This window comes from Sphingomonas sp. CROZ-RG-20F-R02-07, assembly GCF_022662335.1.
In the GTDB taxonomy this organism is placed as follows: Bacteria; Pseudomonadota; Alphaproteobacteria; order Sphingomonadales; family Sphingomonadaceae; genus Sphingomonas.
The window spans coordinates 300,653-324,561 of record NZ_JAKNQJ010000001.1; the positions used below are offsets into that span (position 1 = coordinate 300,653).

31 protein-coding genes and 1 tRNA gene are annotated in these 23,909 nt (G+C 66.9%); 13 read left to right on the forward strand and 19 right to left on the reverse strand.

Translation table 11 applies throughout. From position 1 onward, the window contains the following. Position 1 precedes the first annotated feature (1 nt). The 14 genes from L8H00_RS01385 to L8H00_RS01450 form a co-directional block, all read right to left on the reverse strand. Complete coding sequence (locus L8H00_RS01385; RefSeq protein ID WP_242095428.1) at positions 2 to 214, reverse strand: hypothetical protein; 213 nt, start codon at positions 212 to 214, stop codon at positions 2 to 4. Further along, positions 214 to 2,334 carry a terminase gpA endonuclease subunit gene (locus L8H00_RS01390; protein WP_242095429.1) on the reverse strand — a complete coding sequence of 707 codons (2,121 nt, stop codon included), beginning with the start codon at positions 2,332 to 2,334 and terminating at the stop codon, positions 214 to 216. The genes L8H00_RS01385 and L8H00_RS01390 overlap by 1 nt, the downstream gene beginning before the upstream one ends. Next, positions 2,331 to 2,942: a hypothetical protein gene (locus L8H00_RS01395; protein ID WP_242095430.1), complete on the reverse strand. Its 612-nt coding sequence runs from the start codon at positions 2,940 to 2,942 to the stop codon at positions 2,331 to 2,333. The genes L8H00_RS01390 and L8H00_RS01395 overlap by 4 nt, the downstream gene beginning before the upstream one ends. 354 nt (positions 2,943 to 3,296) lie before the next feature. Beyond that, a complete protein-coding gene (locus L8H00_RS01400) occupies positions 3,297 to 3,809 on the reverse strand; it encodes a hypothetical protein (protein ID WP_242095431.1) in 513 nt (170 codons plus the stop codon). 208 nt (positions 3,810 to 4,017) lie between these two features. Beyond that, the gene (locus tag L8H00_RS01405) at positions 4,018 to 7,149 is read right to left on the reverse strand and encodes a phage/plasmid primase, P4 family (protein WP_242095432.1); all 3,132 of its coding nucleotides are present in this window, start codon (positions 7,147 to 7,149) and stop codon (positions 4,018 to 4,020) included. Between the two features lie 118 nt (positions 7,150 to 7,267). Next, complete coding sequence (locus tag L8H00_RS01410) at positions 7,268 to 8,041, reverse strand: hypothetical protein (protein WP_242095433.1); 774 nt, start codon at positions 8,039 to 8,041, stop codon at positions 7,268 to 7,270. Positions 8,042 to 8,074: 33 nt separating this feature from the next. After that, positions 8,075 to 9,217, reverse strand: coding sequence for a DNA polymerase III subunit beta (gene dnaN, locus L8H00_RS01415; protein WP_242095434.1), 1,143 nt, complete (start codon positions 9,215 to 9,217; stop codon positions 8,075 to 8,077). Positions 9,218 to 9,233: 16 nt separating this feature from the next. Beyond that, complete coding sequence (locus L8H00_RS01420; protein ID WP_242095435.1) at positions 9,234 to 9,446, reverse strand: hypothetical protein; 213 nt, start codon at positions 9,444 to 9,446, stop codon at positions 9,234 to 9,236. After that, positions 9,443 to 10,024, reverse strand: a complete 582-nt coding sequence (locus L8H00_RS01425) for a hypothetical protein (RefSeq protein ID WP_242095436.1) — start codon at positions 10,022 to 10,024, stop codon at positions 9,443 to 9,445. Before L8H00_RS01425 ends, L8H00_RS01420 begins: the two co-directional genes overlap by 4 nt. Then, positions 10,021 to 10,296 carry a hypothetical protein gene (locus tag L8H00_RS01430; protein WP_242095437.1) on the reverse strand — a complete coding sequence of 92 codons (276 nt, stop codon included), beginning with the start codon at positions 10,294 to 10,296 and terminating at the stop codon, positions 10,021 to 10,023. Before L8H00_RS01430 ends, L8H00_RS01425 begins: the two co-directional genes overlap by 4 nt. A 1-nt stretch (position 10,297) precedes the next feature. Then, entirely contained in the window at positions 10,298 to 10,732 is a 435-nt protein-coding gene (locus L8H00_RS01435; protein ID WP_242095438.1) for a hypothetical protein, read from the reverse strand. Then, positions 10,725 to 10,907: a hypothetical protein gene (locus L8H00_RS01440; protein WP_242095439.1), complete on the reverse strand. Its 183-nt coding sequence runs from the start codon at positions 10,905 to 10,907 to the stop codon at positions 10,725 to 10,727. Before L8H00_RS01440 ends, L8H00_RS01435 begins: the two co-directional genes overlap by 8 nt. After that, positions 10,904 to 11,068: a hypothetical protein gene (locus L8H00_RS01445; RefSeq protein ID WP_242095440.1), complete on the reverse strand. Its 165-nt coding sequence runs from the start codon at positions 11,066 to 11,068 to the stop codon at positions 10,904 to 10,906. Before L8H00_RS01445 ends, L8H00_RS01440 begins: the two co-directional genes overlap by 4 nt. Beyond that, on the reverse strand, positions 11,069 to 11,284 hold the full coding sequence (locus L8H00_RS01450) for a hypothetical protein (RefSeq protein WP_242095441.1): 216 nt from the start codon (positions 11,282 to 11,284) through the stop codon (positions 11,069 to 11,071). A gap of 94 nt (positions 11,285 to 11,378) precedes the next feature. Here L8H00_RS01450 and L8H00_RS01455 point away from each other — a divergent pair, with 94 nt between their 5' ends. From L8H00_RS01455 to L8H00_RS01510, 12 genes are all read left to right on the forward strand, one after another. Further along, positions 11,379 to 12,098: a S24 family peptidase gene (locus tag L8H00_RS01455; RefSeq protein ID WP_242095442.1), complete on the forward strand. Its 720-nt coding sequence runs from the start codon at positions 11,379 to 11,381 to the stop codon at positions 12,096 to 12,098. A 145-nt stretch (positions 12,099 to 12,243) separates the two neighbouring features. Further along, complete coding sequence (locus L8H00_RS01460) at positions 12,244 to 12,540, forward strand: hypothetical protein (RefSeq protein WP_242095443.1); 297 nt, start codon at positions 12,244 to 12,246, stop codon at positions 12,538 to 12,540. Next, a complete protein-coding gene (locus L8H00_RS01465) occupies positions 12,540 to 12,923 on the forward strand; it encodes a hypothetical protein (RefSeq protein WP_242095444.1) in 384 nt (127 codons plus the stop codon). The genes L8H00_RS01460 and L8H00_RS01465 overlap by 1 nt, the downstream gene beginning before the upstream one ends. After that, positions 12,923 to 13,165: a hypothetical protein gene (locus L8H00_RS01470; RefSeq protein WP_242095445.1), complete on the forward strand. Its 243-nt coding sequence runs from the start codon at positions 12,923 to 12,925 to the stop codon at positions 13,163 to 13,165. Before L8H00_RS01465 ends, L8H00_RS01470 begins: the two co-directional genes overlap by 1 nt. Further along, on the forward strand, positions 13,165 to 13,629 hold the full coding sequence (locus tag L8H00_RS01475) for a hypothetical protein (RefSeq protein WP_242095446.1): 465 nt from the start codon (positions 13,165 to 13,167) through the stop codon (positions 13,627 to 13,629). The genes L8H00_RS01470 and L8H00_RS01475 overlap by 1 nt, the downstream gene beginning before the upstream one ends. After that, entirely contained in the window at positions 13,629 to 14,072 is a 444-nt protein-coding gene (locus L8H00_RS01480; RefSeq protein WP_242095447.1) for an ASCH domain-containing protein, read from the forward strand. Before L8H00_RS01475 ends, L8H00_RS01480 begins: the two co-directional genes overlap by 1 nt. Then, a complete protein-coding gene (locus L8H00_RS01485; RefSeq protein ID WP_242095448.1) occupies positions 14,072 to 14,632 on the forward strand; it encodes a hypothetical protein in 561 nt (186 codons plus the stop codon). Before L8H00_RS01480 ends, L8H00_RS01485 begins: the two co-directional genes overlap by 1 nt. Then, positions 14,632 to 16,485 carry a DNA cytosine methyltransferase gene (locus L8H00_RS01490; RefSeq protein ID WP_242095449.1) on the forward strand — a complete coding sequence of 618 codons (1,854 nt, stop codon included), beginning with the start codon at positions 14,632 to 14,634 and terminating at the stop codon, positions 16,483 to 16,485. Before L8H00_RS01485 ends, L8H00_RS01490 begins: the two co-directional genes overlap by 1 nt. 36 nt (positions 16,486 to 16,521) lie before the next feature. After that, positions 16,522 to 16,980, forward strand: coding sequence for a hypothetical protein (locus L8H00_RS01495; protein WP_242095450.1), 459 nt, complete (start codon positions 16,522 to 16,524; stop codon positions 16,978 to 16,980). Beyond that, complete coding sequence (locus L8H00_RS01500) at positions 16,977 to 17,450, forward strand: hypothetical protein (RefSeq protein ID WP_242095451.1); 474 nt, start codon at positions 16,977 to 16,979, stop codon at positions 17,448 to 17,450. Before L8H00_RS01495 ends, L8H00_RS01500 begins: the two co-directional genes overlap by 4 nt. After that, positions 17,447 to 17,695, forward strand: a complete 249-nt coding sequence (locus tag L8H00_RS01505) for a hypothetical protein (RefSeq protein ID WP_242095452.1) — start codon at positions 17,447 to 17,449, stop codon at positions 17,693 to 17,695. Before L8H00_RS01500 ends, L8H00_RS01505 begins: the two co-directional genes overlap by 4 nt. Then, positions 17,692 to 18,792: a tyrosine-type recombinase/integrase gene (locus L8H00_RS01510; protein WP_242095453.1), complete on the forward strand. Its 1,101-nt coding sequence runs from the start codon at positions 17,692 to 17,694 to the stop codon at positions 18,790 to 18,792. Before L8H00_RS01505 ends, L8H00_RS01510 begins: the two co-directional genes overlap by 4 nt. 10 nt (positions 18,793 to 18,802) lie before the next feature. Here L8H00_RS01510 and L8H00_RS01515 read toward each other — a convergent pair. The 5 genes from L8H00_RS01515 to L8H00_RS01535 form a co-directional block, all read right to left on the reverse strand. After that, positions 18,803 to 18,877: transfer RNA gene (locus L8H00_RS01515), tRNA-Glu, on the reverse strand. 47 nt (positions 18,878 to 18,924) lie between these two features. Continuing rightward, on the reverse strand, positions 18,925 to 20,724 hold the full coding sequence (recJ, locus tag L8H00_RS01520) for a single-stranded-DNA-specific exonuclease RecJ (protein WP_242095454.1): 1,800 nt from the start codon (positions 20,722 to 20,724) through the stop codon (positions 18,925 to 18,927). Then, positions 20,694 to 21,371 (reverse strand): 2OG-Fe(II) oxygenase, encoded by a 678-nt coding sequence (locus tag L8H00_RS01525; protein WP_242095455.1) that lies wholly within the window; start codon positions 21,369 to 21,371, stop codon positions 20,694 to 20,696. The genes recJ and L8H00_RS01525 overlap by 31 nt, the downstream gene beginning before the upstream one ends. Positions 21,372 to 21,466: 95 nt before the next feature. Continuing rightward, positions 21,467 to 22,339: an RcnB family protein gene (locus L8H00_RS01530; protein WP_242095456.1), complete on the reverse strand. Its 873-nt coding sequence runs from the start codon at positions 22,337 to 22,339 to the stop codon at positions 21,467 to 21,469. Between the two features lie 137 nt (positions 22,340 to 22,476). Then, positions 22,477 to 23,022, reverse strand: a complete 546-nt coding sequence (locus L8H00_RS01535; protein ID WP_242095912.1) for a (2Fe-2S)-binding protein — start codon at positions 23,020 to 23,022, stop codon at positions 22,477 to 22,479. 81 nt (positions 23,023 to 23,103) lie between these two features. On the opposite strand from L8H00_RS01535, the gene L8H00_RS01540 reads away from it, so the two are divergent. Further along, positions 23,104 to 23,904 carry a class III extradiol ring-cleavage dioxygenase gene (locus tag L8H00_RS01540; protein WP_242095457.1) on the forward strand — a complete coding sequence of 267 codons (801 nt, stop codon included), beginning with the start codon at positions 23,104 to 23,106 and terminating at the stop codon, positions 23,902 to 23,904. The last annotated feature ends 5 nt before the right edge of the window (positions 23,905 to 23,909 follow it).

Here is a 23,909-nt window from a genome sequence, read left to right on the forward strand (position 1 = left end):
GTCAGTCGTTGTAGAACGCGGCGTACGTCGTGCCGCAGGCCGGCCCGCGCGCGGTGGTCGATGCGGCAAGCCGCTCGAAATAGGCGATGCCCTTCATGATGTCGCCAACCGAGCGGTAGATCACGAGGTCACCGTCGGATTCCACGCGCGCTTCGCCGCTGGCGAGGCCGGCGCGAAGCGCGGCGATCTCGGGAGCGTAATCGGGCGCTGGCATCAGATCCATTCCTCTGCATGTTCGATGTAGGCGGCCGGCGCGGGGTGCGCTGGCGCGACGGGTGCAACCTCGGCGGGTGCGGCGCGGGCGATGATGGGCATGACGAGCAAATCGCCCTGCGCGTCGTCGCTGGGAGCATAGCGCTCGGCGCGCAACGCCACCCAGTCGGCCACGGTGAGTGTGTCGAGCATCAGCTTTTCCGCTGCTGCGGTGTTGTAGACCCGGCAATCGAGCCAGTGGTTCGGGCGGCCGGCGAGGGGCTTCCAAACCCGTCGCGGCTGGTTTTGAACCGTCTCGGTTACGATCGTCTCGGCCGTGATCTGCTCGAAATAATCATCCGGCAGATCGACGTTGAAGTGTGCGCGCCCCCGCGCCGACATCGGCGCGCCTTCGCGCTCGACCGCTGCCGCCGCGATCGTTTCGCGGAGAAAGCCGTACCATGCGAGCTTCACGCCGAACGTGCCCACGATGTAGGCCTTGTCCTCGGCGCGCTTGGACGCCTGCCCGGCTTTTCGACCCTGCTGCTCGTAGCGCAGGTTCTCGCCGCGCCCGAGGATCGGGAGCGTCCAGCCCGCGCGTCCGAACACCGCCAGGCGGTTCGGATGGGCTCGGCAGAAAGCCTCCGCCGCTTCCGTGTTGTAGCCGGCGTCCACGCAGATCTGATCGATGCCGAACTCGCGGCCACCAGGGAAGCGCGTCTTCCGGCGCGCATAGGCCTCCAGATCGGCCCAGGCACCTTGACCGCGCACGTCGGTCGCACCCGGTAGGAACCGCGCATCGAGCACCCAGCTCTCCGCATTCTCGGCCCAGCCAACCCTTTCGAGGTATAGGCCGTCACCCTGGACGTCGACGCCCATGGTGGTGACGACCGGGCCGATGGGCATCTGCGCCGATTGACGCGGACCCCAGCCTTGCTCGCGCAACTCGCGCAGCTTCTCGTAATCCGGCGTGCCGCCCTTCAGCTCGAACTCAAACCCATGGACGAGGTTGGTCCAGGTCTTCAGCTTGCTCAGGTCACCCTGCGCCGCGATGAAGCCGACCGCCATGTCCGCCCAGGTCTGAAACGAAGAGATGATGCCGGTCAGGTGGAAGCCGCGCTTCACACTGGCCGGCATCCGCCCACGGGCAGCCAGGAATTCGTCTTCCGACATGACCCGCGCCAGCTTCACGCCGTCGATTTCGTCGGAAAGCCACCCATCGGGCAGCTTCATCGTCGCTTTCTGCCAATGCTCGATATGGTCGAAGCCGCAGCAGGGCGGGATCAGATGGGCCTGCTCCGGTTGTCCGTCAGGCCATTTGACGTCGCTCCACTCCGGCACGAACCGGCTACCGCATTCCGGGCATTTCAGGTGGTAGCGACGACGATCGGAGCCGGCATAGGCCCGGCCGATCTTGCTCGTGCCCTTGATCAGCGGCGTGCTGATCTTCAGCCGCTTCGAGAGGCCCTGCCGCTTCCAGACCTTGAGGCGCTGGTCGACCATCGTCTCGGGCGATCCCTGACCCTCGACGTCGTCAGGATACTGATCAAGATCGTCCTCGACCGCATAGCGCACGGTGCGCTGGCGCAGCGAAGCGGCTGACGTCGCTCCAGCGAGCAGCACGAAGCCGTTCGAGCGCGAGAACCTGATCTTGCCCTTGGTCGATCCGTCGCCATCGGGTGTGCCCTGCGCCCGGATCGTCCCGCCGCGCGCGGGATTGAGCTTCGGCGTGGCCTCGACCATCGGCCAGAACTTTTCGGCCGCCCATGCGAGCGCGGCGGTCAGCGTGCCCTGAACGAACAGCATCGGACCCGGCGCCAGATCGGAGATGAACCCGATCCAGTTTTCTGCCGAGGCCGAGCCGCCCGACTGCGCGCATTTGATGATGCTCGCCTCTTCGCAGGGATCTTCCGGCGAGAGGGAATCCATTATCTCGACCAGCTCCGGCGCCGTCTCATGGCGCCAGGGGCCGGGTATCGGGTCATCATCGGCAAAGCGCCGCTCGGTCGCCGCCCATTCGGAGACCTTCATCCGGCGGGGAGGGCGCAGGCCCGACGCCATCGACCGATCCAAGGAACGCGCATTCGCACGAAGCGCATCGCCAGCGGTACTGCCGAAGCGCGCGTAATCGAACACCGTCATGCCTCCGCCAGTTGCGCTTCCACTTCGTGCTCGATTGCCGCCTCTTCGTCGCTCGCCTCGTCCTGGACGAGGCGGCCGGCGTCGACGTCGTCGGCGAGCTGCGCGAACACGCGGTCGATCTCGCCGACGCCGATCGCCATGATAGTGCGCACGTCGCGTTCGGCCGCGAGGCGCTCCGAGACGGCACGCCACATCGCAAGCATCCGCTCGCGAGCGACGCGCCCCATCTCGGCCGCTCGGCGATCTAGCTCGACCTTTGCGGCCAGCTCCTTCGCCTCGCGCGCATTCTTCAGTCGGACGCTGACCAACTGCTCTTCCGCCAGGTCGGCGCGGACATGAGCGACGCTCCTGCCCGAGATACGCTGATCACCCCCTTCCTCTACCGGCGCCGGGCTCGGCGCGGTCAGCGGCAGGCCACCAGTCGGCCTGCCGCGCATCGGATCGACGCGAGAATTGATCCGGGCTTGGGTGCGCTCGACATCGACCATGATGGCGCCGCTGGTCGGGCACTCGCCCATCACCAACAGGCCTTTCTTGGCCCAGTTCGAGACCGCCGATTTGCCGACGCCGCGATGCCGGGCGAAGTCGCCCTTGGTCATCAGCGCCATCGAACCACCCCGTTCATGCCGGTGAACCTGTTCAGTTCACCAAGTTCATAAAGGCGAAATGCCCCTGAACACTGAAATGCTGCGCCACGCCACACCGCAATGCCCGGCCGGCCCCCGAAGGGACCCGTGAGGGGTGGGGGTGCATGCGTCGACGCCTGACCCCACAACGCCGATGGGCGCCGAGGCCGAAGCCGCAGCGCCCATCGAAAGGTTCAGGGGAGGTGCTGGTTCAGTTACATGGCAGCCTCCATCGGTTGGGATGAAGAGCCGCACCCGAAGGCCCAACCCAGCGTGTCGATAAATAGGCTCATTTGGTCTCATAGGCGAACAGGTAAAATTTGCGGGCGTGCATATTCATCGGGTTGACACGTTCCGACTAGGATTTCCGCCATTCACCGCAATGCATATTGAGTTAAGCGCCCGTCCGTAGCGCATCCGCAGCCCGTCAGAGCCGCGGCGAAGCCCCATCGGCGCGAGCAGCCGGTTCCATGACACCTCGCGCTTGCCGCGCGCCAGCTCGCGGATGGCAAGCCCCACGAGCTTCCGCTCGGCAGGCGCAACGGCATCGAGCCAACCGAATGCTTCATCCATCGCGGCGATATCCGCACGCGTCTGCGCCGCTGCCCGCAGCGCCACGTCGGCGCTGGTGCCGTCACCACCACGCGCGTCATAGTCGCCAGCCCACACGTCGCGGCTGATCTCCGGCCATGCCGAGCGCAGCGTCTGCCATCCGCGTTCCCGATCTGGATAGCGCCAGCACGTCAGCAACGCCTCGACAAGACGATCCTCGATGTCGGCGAACGTCAGGAAGCCGCAACCCTCCCGCGATCCTCCCGCAATAGCAGCCGATCCTCCCACGTCACTCACAGCCTAAGTCCTTCTAATAAAGGGTTTCTATCAAATTCTATGGGAGGATTGGGAGGGTAGGGAAGTTTACCGTGAATTGTCGTCGTGCATGCGCGCATGCCTGTGATGTACAGAATACGCAGGCGAACCTCCCAACCCTCCCAAAGCCGCGCAAGAGCGCGCTTTCTCCCTCCCTAGATGCTCCCACCATCCTCCCACATCGGGAGGGTCACATCGGAATGTCGTCATCCGGGTCGCCGTAGGGTGAGGGCGGCGGTCCGGTGCCCGGCGCATCGTCGTCGTCGTCGGCGGCGCCGAGATCGAGCGGCTTGCCCTCGTGATCGACAAAGTCGCTGACAGCCTTCACCAAGCGGAGCTTGAGCCAGTACATCCCGCTCGCCTTGTGCTTGGTGTAGCCCTTCTCCATCATCGCGTTGGAGAAGCCCTTCTGCTTCCATTCACGCTCGCCAACCGCCGCGCACCAGGCGACGAACACCTCGTAGAGCTTGGAGGACTGGACGCTGCTGTCCTCCTCGGTCACGGTGCAGAGGCGCAGGAAGCGGGCCAGCGGATCGCTGGCGTCCCGGTATGCTTGCGTGTCCGCCGTCACCGCAGCGGGTTCGACCAGGCCGTTGGCGAGATAGTCGAGCAGCCCTTCCACCAACCGGTTGAACACGCCGGCCGTTTCCTGAGCCTTGATCTTGTTCAGCAGGTCCGGGTCTTTCTTCGGGCTGCCATCCGGGTTGAATTCGAGGTCGATGTTCTTCAACCACGACACGAGCTTCATGCGGCTCCAGATGCCTTCGTCGGTATCCGGGATCTCGGGCTTACTGTTGCCGCCGATGATCAGCTTGAACTGCGGCGTCAGATCGAAGAACCCGCGGTGAAGTGCGCGGGTGGGAACCGGCTCGCCACCCGTCACGAACTTGATCAGCGCCGAATTGAGTTTGGCGCCGCGTTCCGGTTCCGACGCGCGGAGCATGCGGATGCCGCCGAGGCGCGCCATGTCCGGTGAGGCTTGGTCGCCGCGTTTCTTGATGCCTTGGTCGAGGAAGGTCTCGATGAGCGTCGTGCCGCTATAGTCGCCGAGCGCATGGCACCACGCGTCGATTGTCGTCGACTTGCCGTTGCGCCCGCGACCGTACCAGAACCAGAGCTTGTGCTCGACGGTCAGACCAGTCGCGCCATAGCCGCCCACCTGGTGCAGGTAGCGGCGCATGCCGGCATCCGGCTGCGCCCATTCGAGCATGCCGTCATAGAGTGGCGCCTTGGCAGTCGGATCGTAGACGATTGGCGCGAGCTTCGTGTTGTAATCCGCGCGCCGATGCCCCGACAGCTCGACCTTGGAAGTGCGGGTGCCATCGGCCGCGATGATCCGCTCGAAGCGCAGCGTGCCGTTCAGCACGCCGATCGCGAGCGGGTCGGTGTCGAATTGCTCGATCGGCACCGTCAGCCATCGCCGTGCAAGCGTCGCCACCGATGCCGGTTTGCCGGTAGTCTCCGACGCCCGGCCGAACGCCTTGACCATGTCGGACAGGCGGACGAAGCCTTTACCCTTCGGGATCCAGCGATCGAGCCCGTGCGGATTGTCGCTTTCGAGCTGAAGCTCTTTCTGATCCTTCATTAGCTCGAACTTGATGCCGGTATCGGCGATCGCGCGCGCCTGGTCCTGGAACCGACGCACGGTATCGAACACGGCCGCGATCACTTCGGCCGGCGGCGTTTTTTCGTCCTGGTCGAGCACCTTCCAGCGCCGATCATCCCAACCGACCCATCCCTTGGCGGTCGTGAAACGATAGTTGTCGCCGTACCGATCGCGAAAACACTCAGCTATGCCGAAGTCTGTCAGAGGATACTGGATGCACCGCAGGGTGAGCAGCATCTGTGACACGTCGAAACCGCGCGTAACGCCGTCTTCGATCGCGCGATCAACGTCGGCGTGCTGAACGTCGGCAATTGCCTCATAAACATTCCAGAGCGCTTCCTTCGCTGCGGCTTGTTCGACCAGCCCGGCAGAGATCCGTTGTCCGATCGCGAAGGCAAGGCGGGTGATGCCGTCTTTGCTAAGCTCGACATGTTGGATTCGACGGCTTAGCCAGCCCGCGGCCATTCCCTTCAGCCGCGCGCGCTCGTCCCCCTTCAGCGAGGCGATATCATCCACCCTCCCATCGTGGGAAGATCGCTGAACTTGGCTGTCGCCAAGTGGTCGGCGCCGCGTGGGAGGGTCGCCTACGTCGACCGCTTGCGCCTCGTAGGCTGCGGGAGGAGGCGAGGGACGATCGTCCGGAAGAGACTGGAAAGAGTGGCCGCTATCGCGCCCACGCGTGGTTCGAACGCCTACGGCGCTAAGGTCGCGTGGACTGGCGTTCTCGAACCCGTTCTCGATCGCCGCCAGCGCCCCCGGCAAATCGGCGTTGTTCGGCATCGCGCGAACGACTGCCTCGAGCCCGGCGCGAACCACCGACTCGCGCAGCGCCCCGGCCTGGACAAAGCCGCCGAGCTTGAGGGCGGCCTGATAGATCCCGTAGTTCCGCCCTCGGCCGTGACGGCCGCCGCCCTCAGGGGTCCGCTCCAGTTCGAGCAGCTCCTCGTCCAGCGCGCGCAGCGCGTAGCGGCGCTGCGCCTCGTCGGCGTCACCGTGCGCCATCGGGGCGGCCGGCGAGCGGGCGACGGACAGGTCGCGCGACCGCGCCGGCCTCTTCCGCTCGCGCAGGACCGCGACCAATTCGGGCGGTGCCGGCAGGACGGCCGCAGGATCGGTCCAGTCGCCGTGCAGCCAAGTGTAGGCACCCGGTCCCTTCTTACCGCCATCGTCGAGATCGCCGAGGCGGGCCGATGGGGGCGTGATGACGTAGCCGCCCTGGCCGCGGACATCGATGTGGCGCGGTAGCGCGCCGCTGTTCCCGATCGGCTCGCCTGCCGGCATCAAAAACCAGTGATGCTCACCGCCCGATGGTGTCAGCGAGACTAGGGTCGGGGGCAGCGCCACACCCATCTGAGCGAGGAGCGCGGCCTTCAGGCGCTCAACGGTCCACACATCCCGCGTGACTTCGCCGGTTTCGGCATCGACCAACTCGTCGACACGCGGATCGAAGTCGACGTGCAGCAGGCCGCCGTCACCTGAGTGGAGTCCGATCTGTGCCCGCGGCCACTTGCGCCACCACGCCTCGATCTGGCGCTCGTCGCACGTCGCCTTGTGCAGGCCGCCCGTGTTCGGGATGGCCTTGCCCTCGGCATCCTTGTCGCCGCCCACGAGCGGGCGCCCGTTCTTCTCGTTGCACGGGAAGACCGGCCAGCCACGGCGAGCGAAATCGAGCGCCGCCTGCCCGATGGGCGACAGCGACGGTGGATTGGCGGACACGATGATGATTCCCCTGGACGCGGTAATCGGCACTGAGATGGTGATGGGATGCTCGGGCCTCGACCCACCGACGAGGTACGGAACGGCGTGTCATCGCCGCACCCGAAGCTGGATCAGGTCACGCGAACAGCGCTCTGGCCTGGGCGAGCTTGTCCTCGGCCGCGACGGCGCGAGCCTCGGCCACCGCCGCACGCTCGTTGGCAGCCGCCAGCTCGGCCGTAAGGTCCGGCCTGCCTGCATGAGCCACGAGCCCATCGAAAACGGTGTACAGATCCGCGACGACGCTGGCGATCGTCGGCTCGCGCGGCGCGTCCTCGGCGACCGCCGGGATGGCAGGGGGCGCGGCTCGCGCCTGCCGCGACGCCATCAGCTCTTCCAGCATCTCCAGCACGACCCGGTTGTTCGGCGTGCCATCGGCCGTGCGTCGTTTGAGTTCGTCGACCAGCGGGCCGGTTGCGACGAAGGTGATGGACTTGGTTGTTCCCACGGGTTCCTCCCTAGGCGGCGTTGGCGCCGCGGTTGATGTTGGTGTTGACGCGACTTCCGGCTTGGCTGGCGCCAGTGCCGGCGGCGCAGGTTCGCGAGGCGGCTGGACCGACTTGCCTCGGCCGAGAATGCTGGCGATCTTCGCAACGCCGGCATCCAGATCACGGTCGGCGCGCTTGACGCTGGGCGTGACGCGCAGCGCTGGCGTTCCCCCCGGCTTGCTTCGGCCGAGACTGATCGTTCGCGTGTCGCCGTAGCCCTTGATCGTGATGCGCCCGGCGTCGGCGAGATCGGCGAGCAGCGTGCGGGCCTGTTCGGTCGATTGAAACACAAAGCGATCGACGATCGCGGCATCGGTGGGCAGCGGCTCGCCCGCATCGAGACAGCGCTCGATCCAGTCGAACATGGCCATTTTGTTGAGGGACGAATGCGCCATTGCTCAGACCCGCATCGGCATGACGACGAAGATCGCGCTGGCATCCTCGCGGTCGCGCCACAGTGTCGGCGCGGCAGCATCGGTGAACGTCGCCTCGATCTCTTGCGCGGTGAGGTGGCCGAGCACGTCTGCCAGAAAACGGGAATTGAACCCGATCGTCAGCGCCGGCCCCGCATAGTCGCAAGGCAGTTCCTCGACCGCCGTGCCGTTTTCGGGGCTCGTCACCGACATCGTCAGCACATCGCGATCGATCACGACCTTCACCGCGCGCGTCTTGTCGCTCGACACGGTCGTGACGCGCCCGATCGCGGCGAGCAGCGCCTCGCGATCCGCCTTGAGCAGCGACGCCTGCGACGAGGGCACCACGCGCGTGTAATCGGGATAGGTGCCGTCGATCAGCTTGGCCTGGACGACCGTCTCGCCGATCTCGACGCGTATGCTCGTGGCCGACACGCGCACATCGATCGTCCCCTCGTAGCGGCCGAGAAGGGTGTTCAGCACCTTTACGACCTTGGTCGGGATGATGACGTCGGGAAGTGTCTGCGCGCCGTTCGGCAACGCCATGACGCCGCGCGCCAGGCGGTGTCCATCGGTCGCCGCGAAACGCAGATCGCCGCTTTCGGGGGCATGCACGAAGACGCCGCGCAGATAATACCGCGTTTCCTCCGTCGACTGGGCAAAGCCGACTGTCGACAGCGCGCCCGCCAACATGATGGCCGGCATCTCGAACTCCGCATCCCAATCCTTACGCGGCACGGTCGGGAAATCGTCGACGGGCAGGGTGGGAAGGGAAAAGCGCGACCGGCCGGCCGACACGGTCAGCTTGCCATCGGCATAGGCCAGCCGAACGCTCGCTTCGGCCGGCAGCTTGTCGGCAATGCGCGCGAGAACGGCGGCCTCGACGGTCAGCGACATAGCGTCGGCGTCACCGCTCAGCCCGACGTGGCGCTCACCCCAGATCTCCAGGTCGGTTGCGATCAGCGTCAGCGACGACGGCGTGACCGTCAGCAGGACATTGGACAGCACCGGGATGGTGTTGCGCGCCTCGACGACGCCCGACACGTCCTTCAACGCGGCACGCAACAGCGGCGCGTCGATCTCGAACGAGCGCGCGGGTTCGCCCGGCTCGGCCTTCTTCTTCGTCATGCGGTCCCTCCCAAGTTCAGCACGGGCCGAGCCCGATCTCGTTGGCGTAACCTTCCCAGTCGGCGAGATCGGCGCGCAGGCGCTCGATCCGCGCTGGAAGCCGTTTCCAGAGCCCGTCACGCCAGGCGGATAGGCGGTCGTGTTCGACCTGCTCGGCAGCCGAGAGCGTCTGCCGGCGGTTGAGCTGCGCGAGCCGCGCCTCCCGCTGCTGACGCTCGCGCTTGCTCACGCGGCGATCCCCGTGATCGCGCCGCTCGCGAGGATGATGATCCGACGATAGGTGGGCGCCGCGCATCCCTGCACGCGGATCAAATTGGCCGCCGCCATCGCCTGCAACCCGGCTTTGACAGCGCCTTCCGTCAGCCGCGCCTTGTCGGCGAGCTGCTTGTCGGTCGGGCAGGGGCGGCCATGCGATGCGAAGCGGCTGATGACGGGCAGCAGCGCGTCGACGATCGCCGCCTCGTCATCGACCAGCACCGCGGTCGTCAGCGCGAGCTTCGGCCGCTCGGGACGGGGTTCGCAGACCAGATCCAGCGGCCGGCTGGTCCGCTGGACGAAATAATCCCATTCGTCGCGGTGCGCGGGATGGCGTGCGCGCGATGGCAGCACCATGCCGTGCGTGTAGAGCTTGCGGACCTGCGCGGCCCCCGGCGATCCTGCCGGAAGGCAGGTCCGCGTCGCGTAGATCAGCCGATCGCCATAGCCGGCGGCCTGGAGCCAAGCGAGGATCTGATCGGGCGATGCGACGATGCCGCGAGCGGCATCCACCGACGCCGACCGGGTGGTGACGGGGCCGGTGATGCTCACGCAGCCAGCTTCCCCGTCTCGGGCGCGATATCGAACCACCAGCCCTTCGCCGGGCGACCCCAAGACGCGATCATGACCGCCGACGAGGTGAACGCGTAGATCGAGAAGGCCAGATCCAGACCGGGCCGCACCTCACCCGCAATCAGGCGATCGGCCATGATCACGCCGCCGACACGCTGGACGAAGCGCCGATAGGTGCCGACAGGCTGCGCCACCATCCACGCCGCGAGGAGGCGTGCGCCTTCGTTCGGCACCACGGCCGGGAGGTGCATCTTAACGGTCGTCATCATCGTCCCCCAGTGCGGTCAGTTTCGAAGCAAGGTGGCGGGAGCGTCGGCGCAGGCTGGCGTCTTCCCGGTGATCGATCACCCCGTCAGCGCGCGCGTCGCAGATCTCCGCGATCAGCCCGACCGTTTCGACGGCCACTTCGTCCCAGTTCGTCGAAGAGCGTTCGCGGTCGGCGAGGCGCTTGCCGGCGGGCTCGAACAGCAGGTCAATCGCTGCGGCCGGCAGGTGCGGCGCGATCGCGAGCACGACGTGCAGCGGCATCGTCGCGCCGAGAGCGTATTCGCGAAGCGACGACGCCGGCACACACGAGGCCGCGGCGAGCGCGGCGCGCGTTGTGTGCAGCCCAGGTCCGACGAAACTATCGAACATCGTGGCCTGCCGAGCAGCGACTTTCCGCTGATAGTCGCACGGATCAGCCATGATGCCGCTCCGCAACATGGGTTACCTCGTCCAAATGGATGACAGGCAGCAGCACGATCGCACCGTTGATGGCTTCCGCTATGCGGTCACCAGCGCCATGCAGAACCTGGGCGAGCATGTCGGCGACGATGGCGCGCACGGCGGCATCCTGGGCAGGGCTAAGAGCTTCGTTCATCGGGCCGCTCCAGCGATGGTGTTGATCACGAGCGAGACGACCAGCAGGTATGCGAGGCCGAGCATGAAGGCTGCCCAGGCCGGCACGCTGGCCGCCTGGACGGTGCTCGCCAGCACGGCGCCGATCGCGACGACGATGAGGAAGGTGGGGAGGGCGCGCATCTATGCGGTCGCCTGCGGAACAACGGGGGCGGCCCAGGCTTGCATGGGCACAGCACCGTCCGTCACGGTTTCGATGCGTGCGGCGACGTCCAGCGTGGGGCGCATCAATCCTCGGCGGATCTTACTGACGACAGATCGGTCGCGAGCAATTAGAGCAGCCATGTCGGCATCGCCGACGTTGCGCTCCTTCATGTAGGTGTCGAGAGCTGTGATCATGTCCGCTATCTGTGCGCCACACGCACAAAGGTCAAGACACATTCGTGCAGAATACGCTCACGACATTCCGCGCACCTTTGTGCACGATAGGCACATGGACAGCGAATGGTTTCGAGCGCGAAAGCGCGAGTTAAAGGTAAGCGATGTGACGATCGGAGAGGCGATCCGACGCGACCGCTCTGTCGTTAACCGCGTTATCGCCGGGATCATTCCGTTCGATCTCAAATACGTCGAAGGCTTTATGGAAGCCTTGAAGGTGAGCCGAGAAGAAATACTTGCTCGCGTCGGCGCCCTGCCAGACGCCTCCACACCATCGGCCACATCAAACGCGTCTGTCATCCCGATGGAGGGATCTTCTAATGAAAAGCCGCAGGGCAACTTACCGGTTTATGGTACCGCTTTAGGAGCAGAAGCACGGATAGATGGTGAGGCGCTTGAGCAAACGACGTTAAACAAGTCGGAGGTGCTAGAGTACGTCAAACGCCCGGTACTCCTAAACGGACAGTCGAAAGCCTACGCGCTGCACATTCAAGGATCTTCTATGCACCCAGCGCTTCCCGATGGCGAGATGATTGTCGTGGTGCCGGGTATGCCCTTGTCCATTGGCGACAACGTGGTCGTTTATCTCCGCACTGAAGATCCCGATGAGGACGATGGTGAAACGGCGCGAGCAGTCCTCGTGAAGGAGATGGTGCGCCGGACGGCCCGTTACGTCGAGCTTCGACAGTATGAACCTGCCGGAGATTTCAGGATCGACATGGACCAGATCCTCAGAATTGATCGCGTTCTCACTCGCAAGGAGATGCTATCCTAGCGCGCACCAAGAGTGGCACTAGAGCTAGCAATGTGCACATCGCGCACGATTGTGGATTGACGTTGTTGTGCGTATAGCGCACACGTTCGCCACCACCTGATCCGTCGCGGCCGTCACGACGCGAAGACGGTGGCGGAGAACCGCCGTGCAGTCTGCAAATGTCCACCGCATCCATGAGGCGCCGCCAGCCGACGCCTTCGCACACGTCCGCCTGTCCACGACGCTCGCGCACCAGGCGCCCGCATCTCATTCGATTGGCGGTACGGTCGCCCGTTGGCGCGAGCGCGACGCCGAGGCGCTCGATCTTGGCATGTACCCGATTGTCGAGCCGCAGGCCGACCCGTCGCGGGTGCTCACGGGCATTTGCTACGCGACCGCCATCAGCCTTCTGTTATGGCTCGCGATCGGGGTGGCCATCGCGCACTTCGCGGGGCGTTTCTGATGGAAGGCCTCTCCGAACCGTTCAGCACCGCCGACGCGAAAGCCGCGCTTGGCTGGGAGGGCTCGAACAAAGCCCTTGCGCGCCTGCTCACGTCTAAGGGTTACGTGCTGCACGTCCAACGTCAGCCCTATACCACAGACAAGTTCACCCGGCTTTGGCGCCGTGCGCCGACTGCCCAGCCGCTTCAGTGCTTCTGCTCGTGCCATACGGGCACCTGCGGCGCGAACGAGATGCTGCTCGCCGAGCGCGCGATCCAGCTGGTCGAGAAGCTGCGCCCGATCGGCGCCGACATGATCGAGCGTATCGAAGCGCTCGTCGATCGTGCGGGGGTGGATCACGCTAAAGCCGCGCTCGGCCCGCTGGATGACGAGGTGCCGTTCTGATGGCCGACAGCTACACCGCAACCGCGGCCGAGATCCGCAGCATGTCGCTGGAGACGTTCGCGCTCCAAGCCGAGGACATCGTCAACAGCGCACCCGTCGTCGGGATCTACGGCGCCCGCGAATGGGAAGAGCTGCACGAAGCCTCTCAGCAGTGGATCGCCGGCATCGTCCGCGAGACGACGGCACGTGCCACGGCCGCATCGGTCACACTCGATAGCACGAAGACGGGAGGGCAGGGCTGATGGCCACCACGTTCGAAGCGCTTGATCGCACCTGCGCGATCGTCGATCAGCTCGCCGCCAAGCTGGCCGCGGCCGATGGCCTGAACTGGGCCGAGCCTTGCGGCTATGACGGTGATGGCGACTGTTGCGACAGCGACACCTGCGTGGCGGCTAACTATGAGGATCACGACGCCGAAGTCGGCCGCGCGGCCTACCGCCGCTACGCGCGTCACGCGCTTGCTTTCACCGGCCGCGTTGCATCTCGGGAAACCGAGATCGCCGCGGCGCGCGCGGCCGATTCGGACAGCCAGCCGGACGGCACGCGCGATAGCCTCGCCATGTGCGCCCTGATGCTCGAGACCTACGGGCCGGATTGCTTCCCGCCCGACGAGAACGGCCAGCTGCACTTCGCGCGCTGCATGATGGACGCCACGGCATCCGAGATCCGCGCGTTCCTCGCCGCGCCGATCGGAGGGCAGGGCTGATGCGCGCGATCTCCCTCTGGCAGCCATGGGCCTCCGCCGTCATCCTCGGCCACAAACGGATCGAGACACGTCACTGGTCCACGCCATTCACCGGCCGCATGGCCGTCCACGCCGCCAAGCGCTGGACGCGCGAGGAACGCGACGACGCCGAGGCCTTCGCCCGGCAGATCGATCCGCGTCTCGCCACACCGCCGCTCGGCGCCATTCTCGGCACCGTTCGTCTCGTGCGTTGCGAGCCCTCCGAGGCGTTCTCGCACATTAGCCAGATCGAGCGCATGCTTGGCAACTTCGCGCCCGGCCGCTTCGGCTGGATCCTAGACGATGTTCGCGCCTTCGCCGAGCCGATCCCGTTCAAGGGCGCGCAGGGCTTCTTCGACGTGCCCGACGAACTGATCGCCCGCGGGTTCATACCCGATAGCACGAAGATGGGAGGACAGGGCTGATGTCCGATCCCCGCATCAAGACGGTTAAGGGGCCGACGATCCTCCTGCGCAGCGGCGCCTACTTCGACCTGCTCGATCCGCACGGCAGCGCGTTCACGATCGAGGACATCGCCCACGGGCTTTCCATGACGTGCCGCTTCGCCGGACAATGCCGCCAGTTCTACTCGGTCGCCGAGCATAGCTGGCACACCAGCTTCTTGGTCGCGCCGGAGTTCAGGCTCGCCGCGGTCATGCATGACGCGGCTGAGGCTTTCATCGGTGACGTCACGCGTCCGCTGAAATCGCTGCTGCCCGAATACAAGGCGATCGAACGCAACGTCGAGGCGGCGATCGCCGAGCGCTTCGGGCTGGACGATGCCGGCGCCGACGAGATCAAGCGCGCCGATCTGGTCATGCTGCACGCCGAGCAGGCGGTGATGATGCCGCATCACGAGGATCGCTGGGACACGTCGCCAGAAGACGACGCCTCCGCGCGCCTCGTCAACTTCCGTTGCTGGTCGCCGGACGACGCCCGGCGCGCTTTCCTGTGGCGGTTTGAGGATCTGGGAGGGCGTCGCTGATGCGCGGCCTGATCATCGACAACTTCGCCGGTGGTGGCGGCGCCTCGACCGGGATCGAGCGCGCGCTTGGCCGCAAGGTCGACGTGGCAATCAACCACGATCCCGAGGCTGTGGCGATGCACGTCGCCAACCATCCGGACACGCGGCACTTCTGCCAATCGATCATGGCGGTCGATCCGCTGGACGCGACTGGCGGCCAGCCCGTGGCGCTCGCCTGGTTCTCGCCCGACTGCAAGCACCACAGCAAGGCGAAGGGCGGCAAGCCACGCGAGAAGAACATCCGCGATCTCGCATGGGTCGTAGTCCATTGGGCGGAGCGGCTGCGCAAGGCGACGCCAGGCGGACGGGGCGCACCGGCCGTCATCATGCTGGAGAACGTCGAGGAGTTCCGCCAGTGGGGGCCGCTAGACGCCGAAGGCAAGCCGATCCCGGAACGCAAGGGCGAGGAGTTCGACCTTTGGGTTCGCGGGCTCAAGCGGCAGGGCTACAAGGTCCAGTGGCGCGAGCTGCGCGCGTGCGACTATGGTGCGCCCACCAGCCGCAAGCGCCTGTTCCTGATCGCACGACGCGATGGCTTGCCGATCGTGTGGCCCGAGCCGACGCATGGCAAGCCGGGCTCGGACGAGGTGCTTGCGGGCAAGCGCCTGCCATGGCGCACCGCGGCCGAGTGCATCGACTGGTCGATCCCGTGTCCGTCGATCTTTGACCGCAAGCGCCCGCTGAAGGAAGCGACGCACCGCCGCATCGCGCACGGCGTCATGCGCTACGTCGTCAATGCGGCGTCGCCGTTCATCGTCCCGCTGACGCATCATGGCGAGCGCCGGACGCTCGACCCGGCCGATCCATTCCCGACGATCACCGCCGCCAACCGCGGCGAGTTGGCCGAGGTCGACGCCGCAATCGTGCCCATCACGCACACGTCGAATGGCGTGACGGCACATAGCCCAGCCGAGCCGCTGCGCACCGTCACCACCGCGAAGGGCGGTGAGCTAGCCCGCGCCACCGTGACGCTGGCGCCGCACGTCACCAAGTTCCGCACCGGCTCCATCGGCAGCGATGCCGGTGACCCCATGCCAACCGTGACGGCGAACGGCGACAGCGCACGCCCCGCCGGTGCCACACCGCTCGGGATCGTCGTCGGGCATCTGGAGAAGTTCAGCGAGAACAGCCGCGGCAAGGCCGCGACCGTCCCACTGGACGCCGTGATGGCCGGCGCGCCGCGCCATGCGGCTGTGACTGCGTTCCTCTCGCACTTCTACACGTCGAACACGAATGGCGGGCAGGGCGACCCACTTCACCCGGCGAAGACCGTCACGAGCGGGGGCCAGCACCACGCGGTGGTCTGCGCCCACATGGAGCAGGCGAACACGGGCCGGATCGGCCACCCGATGGCTAAGCCCGTCTCCACGATCACGTCGGCCGGTGCGCATCAGCGGCTAGTGCAGACGACGATGATCGCTGCCGACACGCTGCCGCCCGAGCAGATGGAGCGAGCCGTCCAAGTCGCGGCGTTTCTCGTAAAATACTACAGCAACGAGGATGGCGGCCACGGGCTGGACGCGCCGATCGGCACGGTCACCACTAAGGATCGCTTCGCCGTCGTCACCGTCACGATAGACGCGGTGACCTACGTTATCGTCGACATCGGGATGCGGATGCTCACCCGCCGCGAACTGGCGAACGCGCAGGGCTTTCCGGCGGCCTACATCCTCGATCCGATCGGGCCGAGCGGGAAGCCGCTGTCGATCAGCAGCTCGATTCGGATGATCGGCAACAGCGTCTGCCCCGACATGGCCGAGGCGCTCGCGCGGGCGAACGTCGCGATCGAAAAGGAAGCGCAGGTGGCGGCGTGAAGTGGTCGTTCGACACCGCCATGGGGGGCTTGGCGAATGGCTGAGGCCGTCAGCAAGTTGCAGACCGCTGTTGATCGTGGGCGATCTGAAGGAAAGCTCGTCCTGTTCTTCGGCGCTGATCCGATGGGTCATTATCTGCATACACCTAAAGGAAAGACCATTTGGGATGCCTGCCGCGACATACCCGACTTTCCATGGTCAATGCCGCTTCTAGACGGCGGACTCCTTCGTAACGGCGAACGCACCGACATCTACGACGGCAAGGTCTTTTGGACCTGTGGCGGCCTTTCATTTTGGTATGCATTTTTCTGGTGGGATCGTTCAGCCGATAAACGCAGTGCGTCCAACTCGGGTTTCTACGTCCGCGGCTTTGGTTGGCCCGAAACGACCGCAGCATTCGACTATGCTTCTGAGCAGTTTCCACGAATATTCGCCCGGCAAAAACATCCACTGATTTTGCAGAACCCCCGCGATCCTGTCGAGGAAGGGGCATGATCGGCATCCCGCGCCACGCTTGCCACCACCTGCGCGATTACTGCGCAGCCGCGACCGTGCACCTGCTGCGCGAGCGCGAGGCCCGGTATCCCGCGCTGGTGAACGCCGGCAAGGTGACCGCCGAGGATGCAGCCACCCGGCTGGAACTTGCGCTCGCGATCGTGGCGCAGTGGCGCTGGGTCGTCGATCCCGCGGCGCCAGTGCTGCCGGCGTTCGGCGAGCGTGGCTATTTCGGCGCGCACGGGTTCGAGATGCGCGACGAGCTGGCGACAGCGGCGCGCCGGCAGCGCGCGGTCGCCGATCGCAACCCGGACAACGCCGACGCGGCCGAGCTGGCGGATCTGTACGAGGCGGTCGCCTGGTGGCAGCAGGGGCATCCGGGCGACGCGCGGATCATCACCGACGTTTGCGCCGAGCGGGCGGCGACTTGGCGCCAGCGCGACGCGTCATCGCCCAGGATGGCAGCGTGAACCTCGCGCACCTCGAGCGGTTGCCCGACTGGCCTGCCCGAATGACGGCCGAGATCGCCGCGGCCTATATGGGGATCTCGAAGACGACCTTCCTCACCCGCTACACGGAAAGCGGCGTTCGCGAAGGATCGAACGTTCTCTGGGCGCGCATCCAGCTCGACGCGATGATTGCCAAGCAGTTCTCGATAGCCCAGCCTGCCAAGGCTGCCGCCAACGAGGACGATTCATGGGACGACTTGCGTTGAAGAACGTCAGCGAACGGCCGGCGGGATCTGGCAAGCTCTACTTCCGCCGGAAGATCGCGCAGAAAGACGTCTATGTCAGGTTGCCTGCCGTGGACGATCCCGACTTCGCCGCGGAATACGCTCGCCTATCAGCACCCGATGTCGTCCGCGCCGGCCCCAAGCATGGAACGCTGGCGTGGCTGGTCGTAGATTATCGCGGCAGCGCGGAGTGGAAGGCGAAGGGCCTCAAGACGCGTGAGGACCAAGGCCGCTATCTTCAACTGATCAATGACGAGCATGGACATCGCAGCGTCGCCGGTGTTCGGCCGGTCAGCCTTTTCAAGATGCGCGACAAGTTCGCGGACACGCCGGGCAAGGCGAACGTGTGGCTCAGCGTCTTCGGTTCGCTCATGCGCCACGCGATCAAGCTGGGGCTGCGTGACGACAATCCGACCGACAAGGTGCCGATCCTCGCGATCGGCGAGCATGAGCCATGGCCGGCGGACCTCCTACGCGTGTGTATGGAGGAAGCGACGCCCATGACGCGCCTCGCGATCGTCACTGGGCTCTGCTCGGGGCAGCGCATCAGCGATTGTGTGCGGATGCAGTACGGCTGGATATCCGCCGGCATCATGGAATTCACGCAGGTCAAGAAGCGGCGGGGCGGCGTCACCAAGGATGTCGCCGTCCCCATGCATCCGTTCTGGCTGGAGGAATTGGCGAAGCCGCCGCGCCGATCAGTCACGCTGCTCTACGAGCGCACCGGCGCGCCGTTCAAGACGACGGCTGCGATCCAGGAGCGGCTTCGCGCGCTGATGGCGAAGGATGCCGTTCGCGAGGTGCTCGACGACCTGATCGCGCGCGAGACGATCGCGGAGGGATCGACCTTCACGTTCCACGGCCTGCGTAAAAACGCGTGCTGCTACCTGGTCGAGTGCGGCTTGAACGACAGCGAGATCGGCGAAATCCTCGGCATGTCGCCGGAGATGGTGCGCCACTATTCGAAGCGCGCGCGAGCCCTAATGGTGGCGCGCGGGGCCGCCGATCGGATGACCGGGGGCAAAATCGTGGCGTTGCCGGGGGCAAAAGGTGCAGGGGGGAAGTCGAAAAACGGCTGATTTCCGCCGTTGGTGACCCCTACGGGAATCGAACCCGTGCTTCAGCCGTGAAAGGGCCGCGTCCTAACCGCTAGACGAAGGGGCCTGCGCCGGTGGATGCGACTAGGGCCAAGGGCGGGGACGGTCAAGCGCTCAATCGGCCCAGGCGGCGTCTTCGACGTGAAGTTCCGCGGTGGCGCGGCCGGACCAGAGATCGACCTTGGCGCGGCCGGCGAGCCACAGGCGGCGGTGCGGCGGTGCGCCGAGCAGCGCCTGGCCGAGCGGCGTCTCACCCGCGCGGAACGCCACCGTCTTCAGGCTGCGCCCGTCGTCGCCCGCCACGATGGCGCGGACATGGCCGCCCTGGCCGACCAGATCGGCCTTCACGACGCGCACCGGCCCGGCGGCGATGCGGGGTGCGGGCCAGCCCATGCCGTAGGGGCCTCCCGCGTCCATCGCCTCGACCAGTTCGGGATTGACGCCGCCGGGCGCCATGACCGCGTCCACCAGCAGCGCCCGATCCTCGCGCGCGCGGTCGACGGCGTCGGCCAGCCGCGCCTCGAGGAAATCGGCGAACGCCGCCACCCGATCGGCCGCGATCGTCAGCCCCGCCGCCATCGCATGGCCGCCGCCGGCGACCAGCAGGCCGTGCTCCTTGGCGGCCAGCACGGCGGCGCCCAGATCGACGCCCGCGATCGATCGGCCCGATCCCTTGCCGATGCCGTCCTCACCGAGCGCGATGACGATCGCGGGGCGGCCGAGCCGTTCCTTCAGCCGCCCCGCGACGATGCCGATCACGCCGGGATGCCAGCCCGCTCCGGCCACGACACGGACGCGGCGTTCGCCGTGCGGGTGCGCATCGGCCGCGTCCTGCACCACCCCCTCGATCGCGCGGCGTTCCTCGTTCAGCCGGTCGAGCTCCGCGGCGATCGCGCGGGCCTCGTCCGCGTCTTGCGTGGTGAGCAGCCGGACGCCCAGGTCCGACCGGCCGACGCGCCCGCCTGCGTTGATCCGCGGGCCCAGCGCGAAGCCCAGATCGGTTGCGGTCGGCGCGCGGGTGAGCCGCGACGCCTCGACCAGCGCCGCCAGCCCGAGGTTGCGGCCCTGCGCCATGATCTTCAGCCCCTGCGTGACGAAGGCGCGGTTGAGGCCGCGCAACTGCGCCACGTCCGCCACCGTGCCGAGCGCGACCAGATCGAGCAGGTCGAGCATGCGCGGCTCGGCCCGCCCGGCGAAATGGCCGCGCGCGCGCAGCGTGCGGACGAGCGCCGCGCCGAGCAGGAAGGCGACGCCCACCGCCGCCAGATGGCCGTGCGCGGCGCCTTCGTCCTCGTCCAGCCGGTTGGGATTCACCAGCGCGTGCGCATGGGGCAGGGCGGCGGCGCATTTGTGGTGATCGACCACGATCACGTCCACCGGCGCCAGCCGGGCGGCTTCGAGCGCATCGAACGCCTGTGCGCCGCAATCGACCGTCACGATCAGCGACGCGCCTTCGCGCGCGAGGCGCACCATGACCTCGGCGCTGGGGCCATAGCCTTCGGTCAGCCGATCGGGGATATAGGCGGTCGCCGCGATGCCCAGATCGCCGAGCAGGCGCAGCATCAGCGCCGCGGACGTCGCGCCATCGACGTCGTAATCGCCGAACACCGCGACCGTCTCGGCCGCCTGCACCGCATCCGCCAGCCGTTCGGCGGCGCGGTCCATGTCGCGGAAGATCGACGGATCGGGCATGAAGCCGCGGATCGAGGGGGTGCGGTGGAGCGCGAGCGCCTCGCGCGGGACGCCGCGGGCGAGCAGGATCTGCGTGACCAGATCGTCGGGCGTGAAACCGCCGTCGCGGCCGTCGGCGGAGAGCGCCCGCCAGCGCCAGGGCTGGCCGAGAATGGATTGCGTAATGCCGAGGACGTTCACAAGGGGAGCGCCTACCGGATCCAGTTCTCCTCGCGAAACCATTTCGTCACGATATATTTGACGCCACTGACGACGGGCATGCCCTCGTGGATCGTCAGCGTGTTGGGGCCGCCATCGGCGCGCATGTTGTTCCAGGCGAGCAGCAGGCCGCGCTTGGGCGACACCTTGATCCCCGCCTGCGGAAACCAGGTGGCGCCGCCCTCGACCACGTCGTTCAGATAGATCATCGCCGTCCAGGTGCGCTGGCCACCCACCTTCTGCATGTCCTTCCAATAGGCTTCGCCCTCGTGGAAATAATCATGGTGCGCGCGGAAATGCTGGCCGGGGGCGTAACGCTGGCCCTGCATCGTCTCGCCCTTCAGCGGATCGATGCCGAGCAGCTGCGCGATGCCCTCGTCGATCGGGCGGACATCGGGGGACCAGCGATCCATGTCGCAGCTTTCGCTGGTGCGAAAGCCCGGCTCGGCATGCGTGGCGAGCAATGTGGAGGGACGTCGGCTCGCGTCGATCATCGCCATCAGCCGCTCGCACTGCGCAGCGTCGAGGAAATCGTCGTGGTGATAGAATTGGATGCCGTCGATCGGCATCCGGACGGCGCCCGGCGTCGCATCCAGCCGCTCGGCGACCTGAAGCCCGGCGAATTGGCGCAGCTTCGACGGCGCGCCCTGCTTCTTGGCGAAGAATTTCATGATCGCCCGATTCTGCCGATTCCGGCGCGAAAGGCAACCGGGTCCGGCAGGGCAAGGGCGGCTCCGGCGCGCCACGCGCCGGAGCCGCGATCGACCTACCAGAAGATGTCGTACACCGCGTCGACCACATAGCCGCTGCGCGTGTCGACCAGGAGCGCGTCGTTGTAATAGCGCACCCAACGATAGGGGCCGTAGGCCGGCGGAAGGCGATAGGCATAGGGATTGCCGATCCAGTAATTGCCGCCGAACAGGCCGTAGCCGAGCGTCACGCCCACCGAGAAGCGGCGATACCCGCCGTGCCAGCTCGGCGGCGCATAATAGCGCGGCAGGCGGAAGGCGCCGCGATTCTGGTTGCGATAGCCGCCGTAATTGTAGCGCTGATCGCCGCGCCAACCGCGGTTCCAGCCGCCGCGGCCGTCGTCATGGCCGGCATAGCCGCCTTGGCCGCCGCGCTGCTGGCCGCCATAGCCGGGCTGGCCGCGCCCGGCATAATTGCCCGGGTTGCCGTAGCGGCCGTTCGGGCCGCCCTCGTCGCCGCGCCCGCCATAGCCGCCATGATCGTTGCGGCCGGCATAGTTGCCGGGACCACCGCGATCGAAGTTCTGCCGGTTCTGATCGCGATTGGCGTCATACCCGCCGCGTCCGCCCTGACCGAAGTTCGGCTGGCCGGGCTGGCCGGGCTGGCCCGGCTGGCCCTGGCGATAGGCGTCGCGGCCGCCCTGCTGCTGCACCTGCACGCCCGCCTGAACCTGCCCCTGCGCGCGCGGATCGCCCGGCTGCGGGCTGCGGCGCTGCTGCCCGTCGGGGCGCTGGCCGTGCGGGCGCTGGTCGGGGCTACGCTGGTCGGGTCCGCGCTGATCGGGGCCACGCTGTTGGCCGCGATCGTCGTTCGGCGCTTGCTGGGCGTTCGCCGCGGCGGGCACCAGGGCGGACGCCGCCAGCAATGCGCTCGTGATCCATTTCATCATCACCGTCATCCTTGTTCGCCGGCGCACGAGCCGGCCCCGATAATGCAACCCCTATGCCGTGCCGCCGGCGAACCGAAGCTGAACCCGATCGTCAGCGATGCGAAAGAATGTGGCCGAACGATGATCGCCGCGGCAGGTCAGGGCGCCGGCGGCGGTGTCAGCGCAGGGACGACGCGGGCGGCGTCGGCGGGGTCGATGCCGGGGCGCGCGCCGGCCGGGATGATCTCCTCGCCCCGCGCCGCGCGGCCGGCGCGCTGGATCGCCTCCACCAGGCGGGGATAGATGCCGCAGCGGCACAGATTGGTGATCTGCGCGCGAATCGTTTCCTCCGACGGGTCGGCCTCCCGGCGGAGCAGGATCGCGGCGGCCATCACGATGCCGGGAATGCAGAAGCCGCATTGCGTCACGTTGCCCGCGATCAGCGCCAGTTGCACCGGATGAGTGCGCTCGTGACTCAACCCCTCGATCGTGGTGACGGTGCTGCCCTCGATCCGGCCGATCGGCACGCGGCAGGATCGCACCGCCTGGCCGTCCACATCGACGGTGCACGCGCCGCAATGCCCCGTCCCGCAGCCATATTTCGCGCCCGTCAGGTTCGATGCGTCGCGCAGCGCCCAGAGCAGCGGCGTCGCGGGATCGAGCCGGTATTCGACCGGCTGGTTGTTGACGGTGAAGCGGGTCATGACGCGGACGGTCATGCCCGCGAAACGCGCTGTTTCCAAGGCGGCGATTGCGGGCGCGCGGCGAGGGGCGGACAAGGGGGCATGACGCTTCCCACGCTCTTCTTGCCGCATGGCGGCGGCCCCTGTTTCTTCATGGATCCGCAGGGTGGTCCGCCCGACCCGATGTGGCGGCCGATGCAGGCCTATCTGGCGGAGCTGATCGCCACCTTGCCCGAACGGCCGCGCGCGATCCTGCTGGTGTCGGGCCATTGGGAAACCCCCGTCATCACGCTCAACACGGGCGACGGTCAACCGCTGCTCTATGATTATCATGGCTTTCCCGAGCATACCTATCGGCTGCGCTGGAATGCGGGCGGGGCGCCGGACGTCGCGCGCCGGGCCGCCTCGCTGCTTGAAGCCGCGGGCCACCCGATCGCCGAGGATGCGGCGCGCGGCTGGGATCACGGCGTGTTCGTGCCGATGATGGTCGCGGTGCCGGATGCCGACATCCCGCTCGTCCAGATGTCACTGCGCTCCGATCTCGATCCCGCCGCGCACATCGCGACCGGCCGGGCGCTGGCGCCGCTGCGCGACGAGGGCGTGCTGATCGCGGGATCGGGCATGAGCTTCCACAACATGCGGGCTCGCGGGCCCGCGGTGACGGCACAGGCCGAGTCATGGGACGCGGCGCTGACCGCGGCGGTGACGGACCCCAATCCGGCATCGCGCGCCGCGCGCGTGGCGGCATGGGAGGACCTGCCCCAGGCCCGGTTCGCGCATCCCCAGGCGGAGCATCTGCTGCCGCTGATGGTCGCGTTAGGCGCGGGCGGCGATGACCGCGCGGTGCATGATTTCCGCGGCGTGGTGATCGGCTGGGTGGTGTCGGGCTACCGCTTCGGCTGACCGGC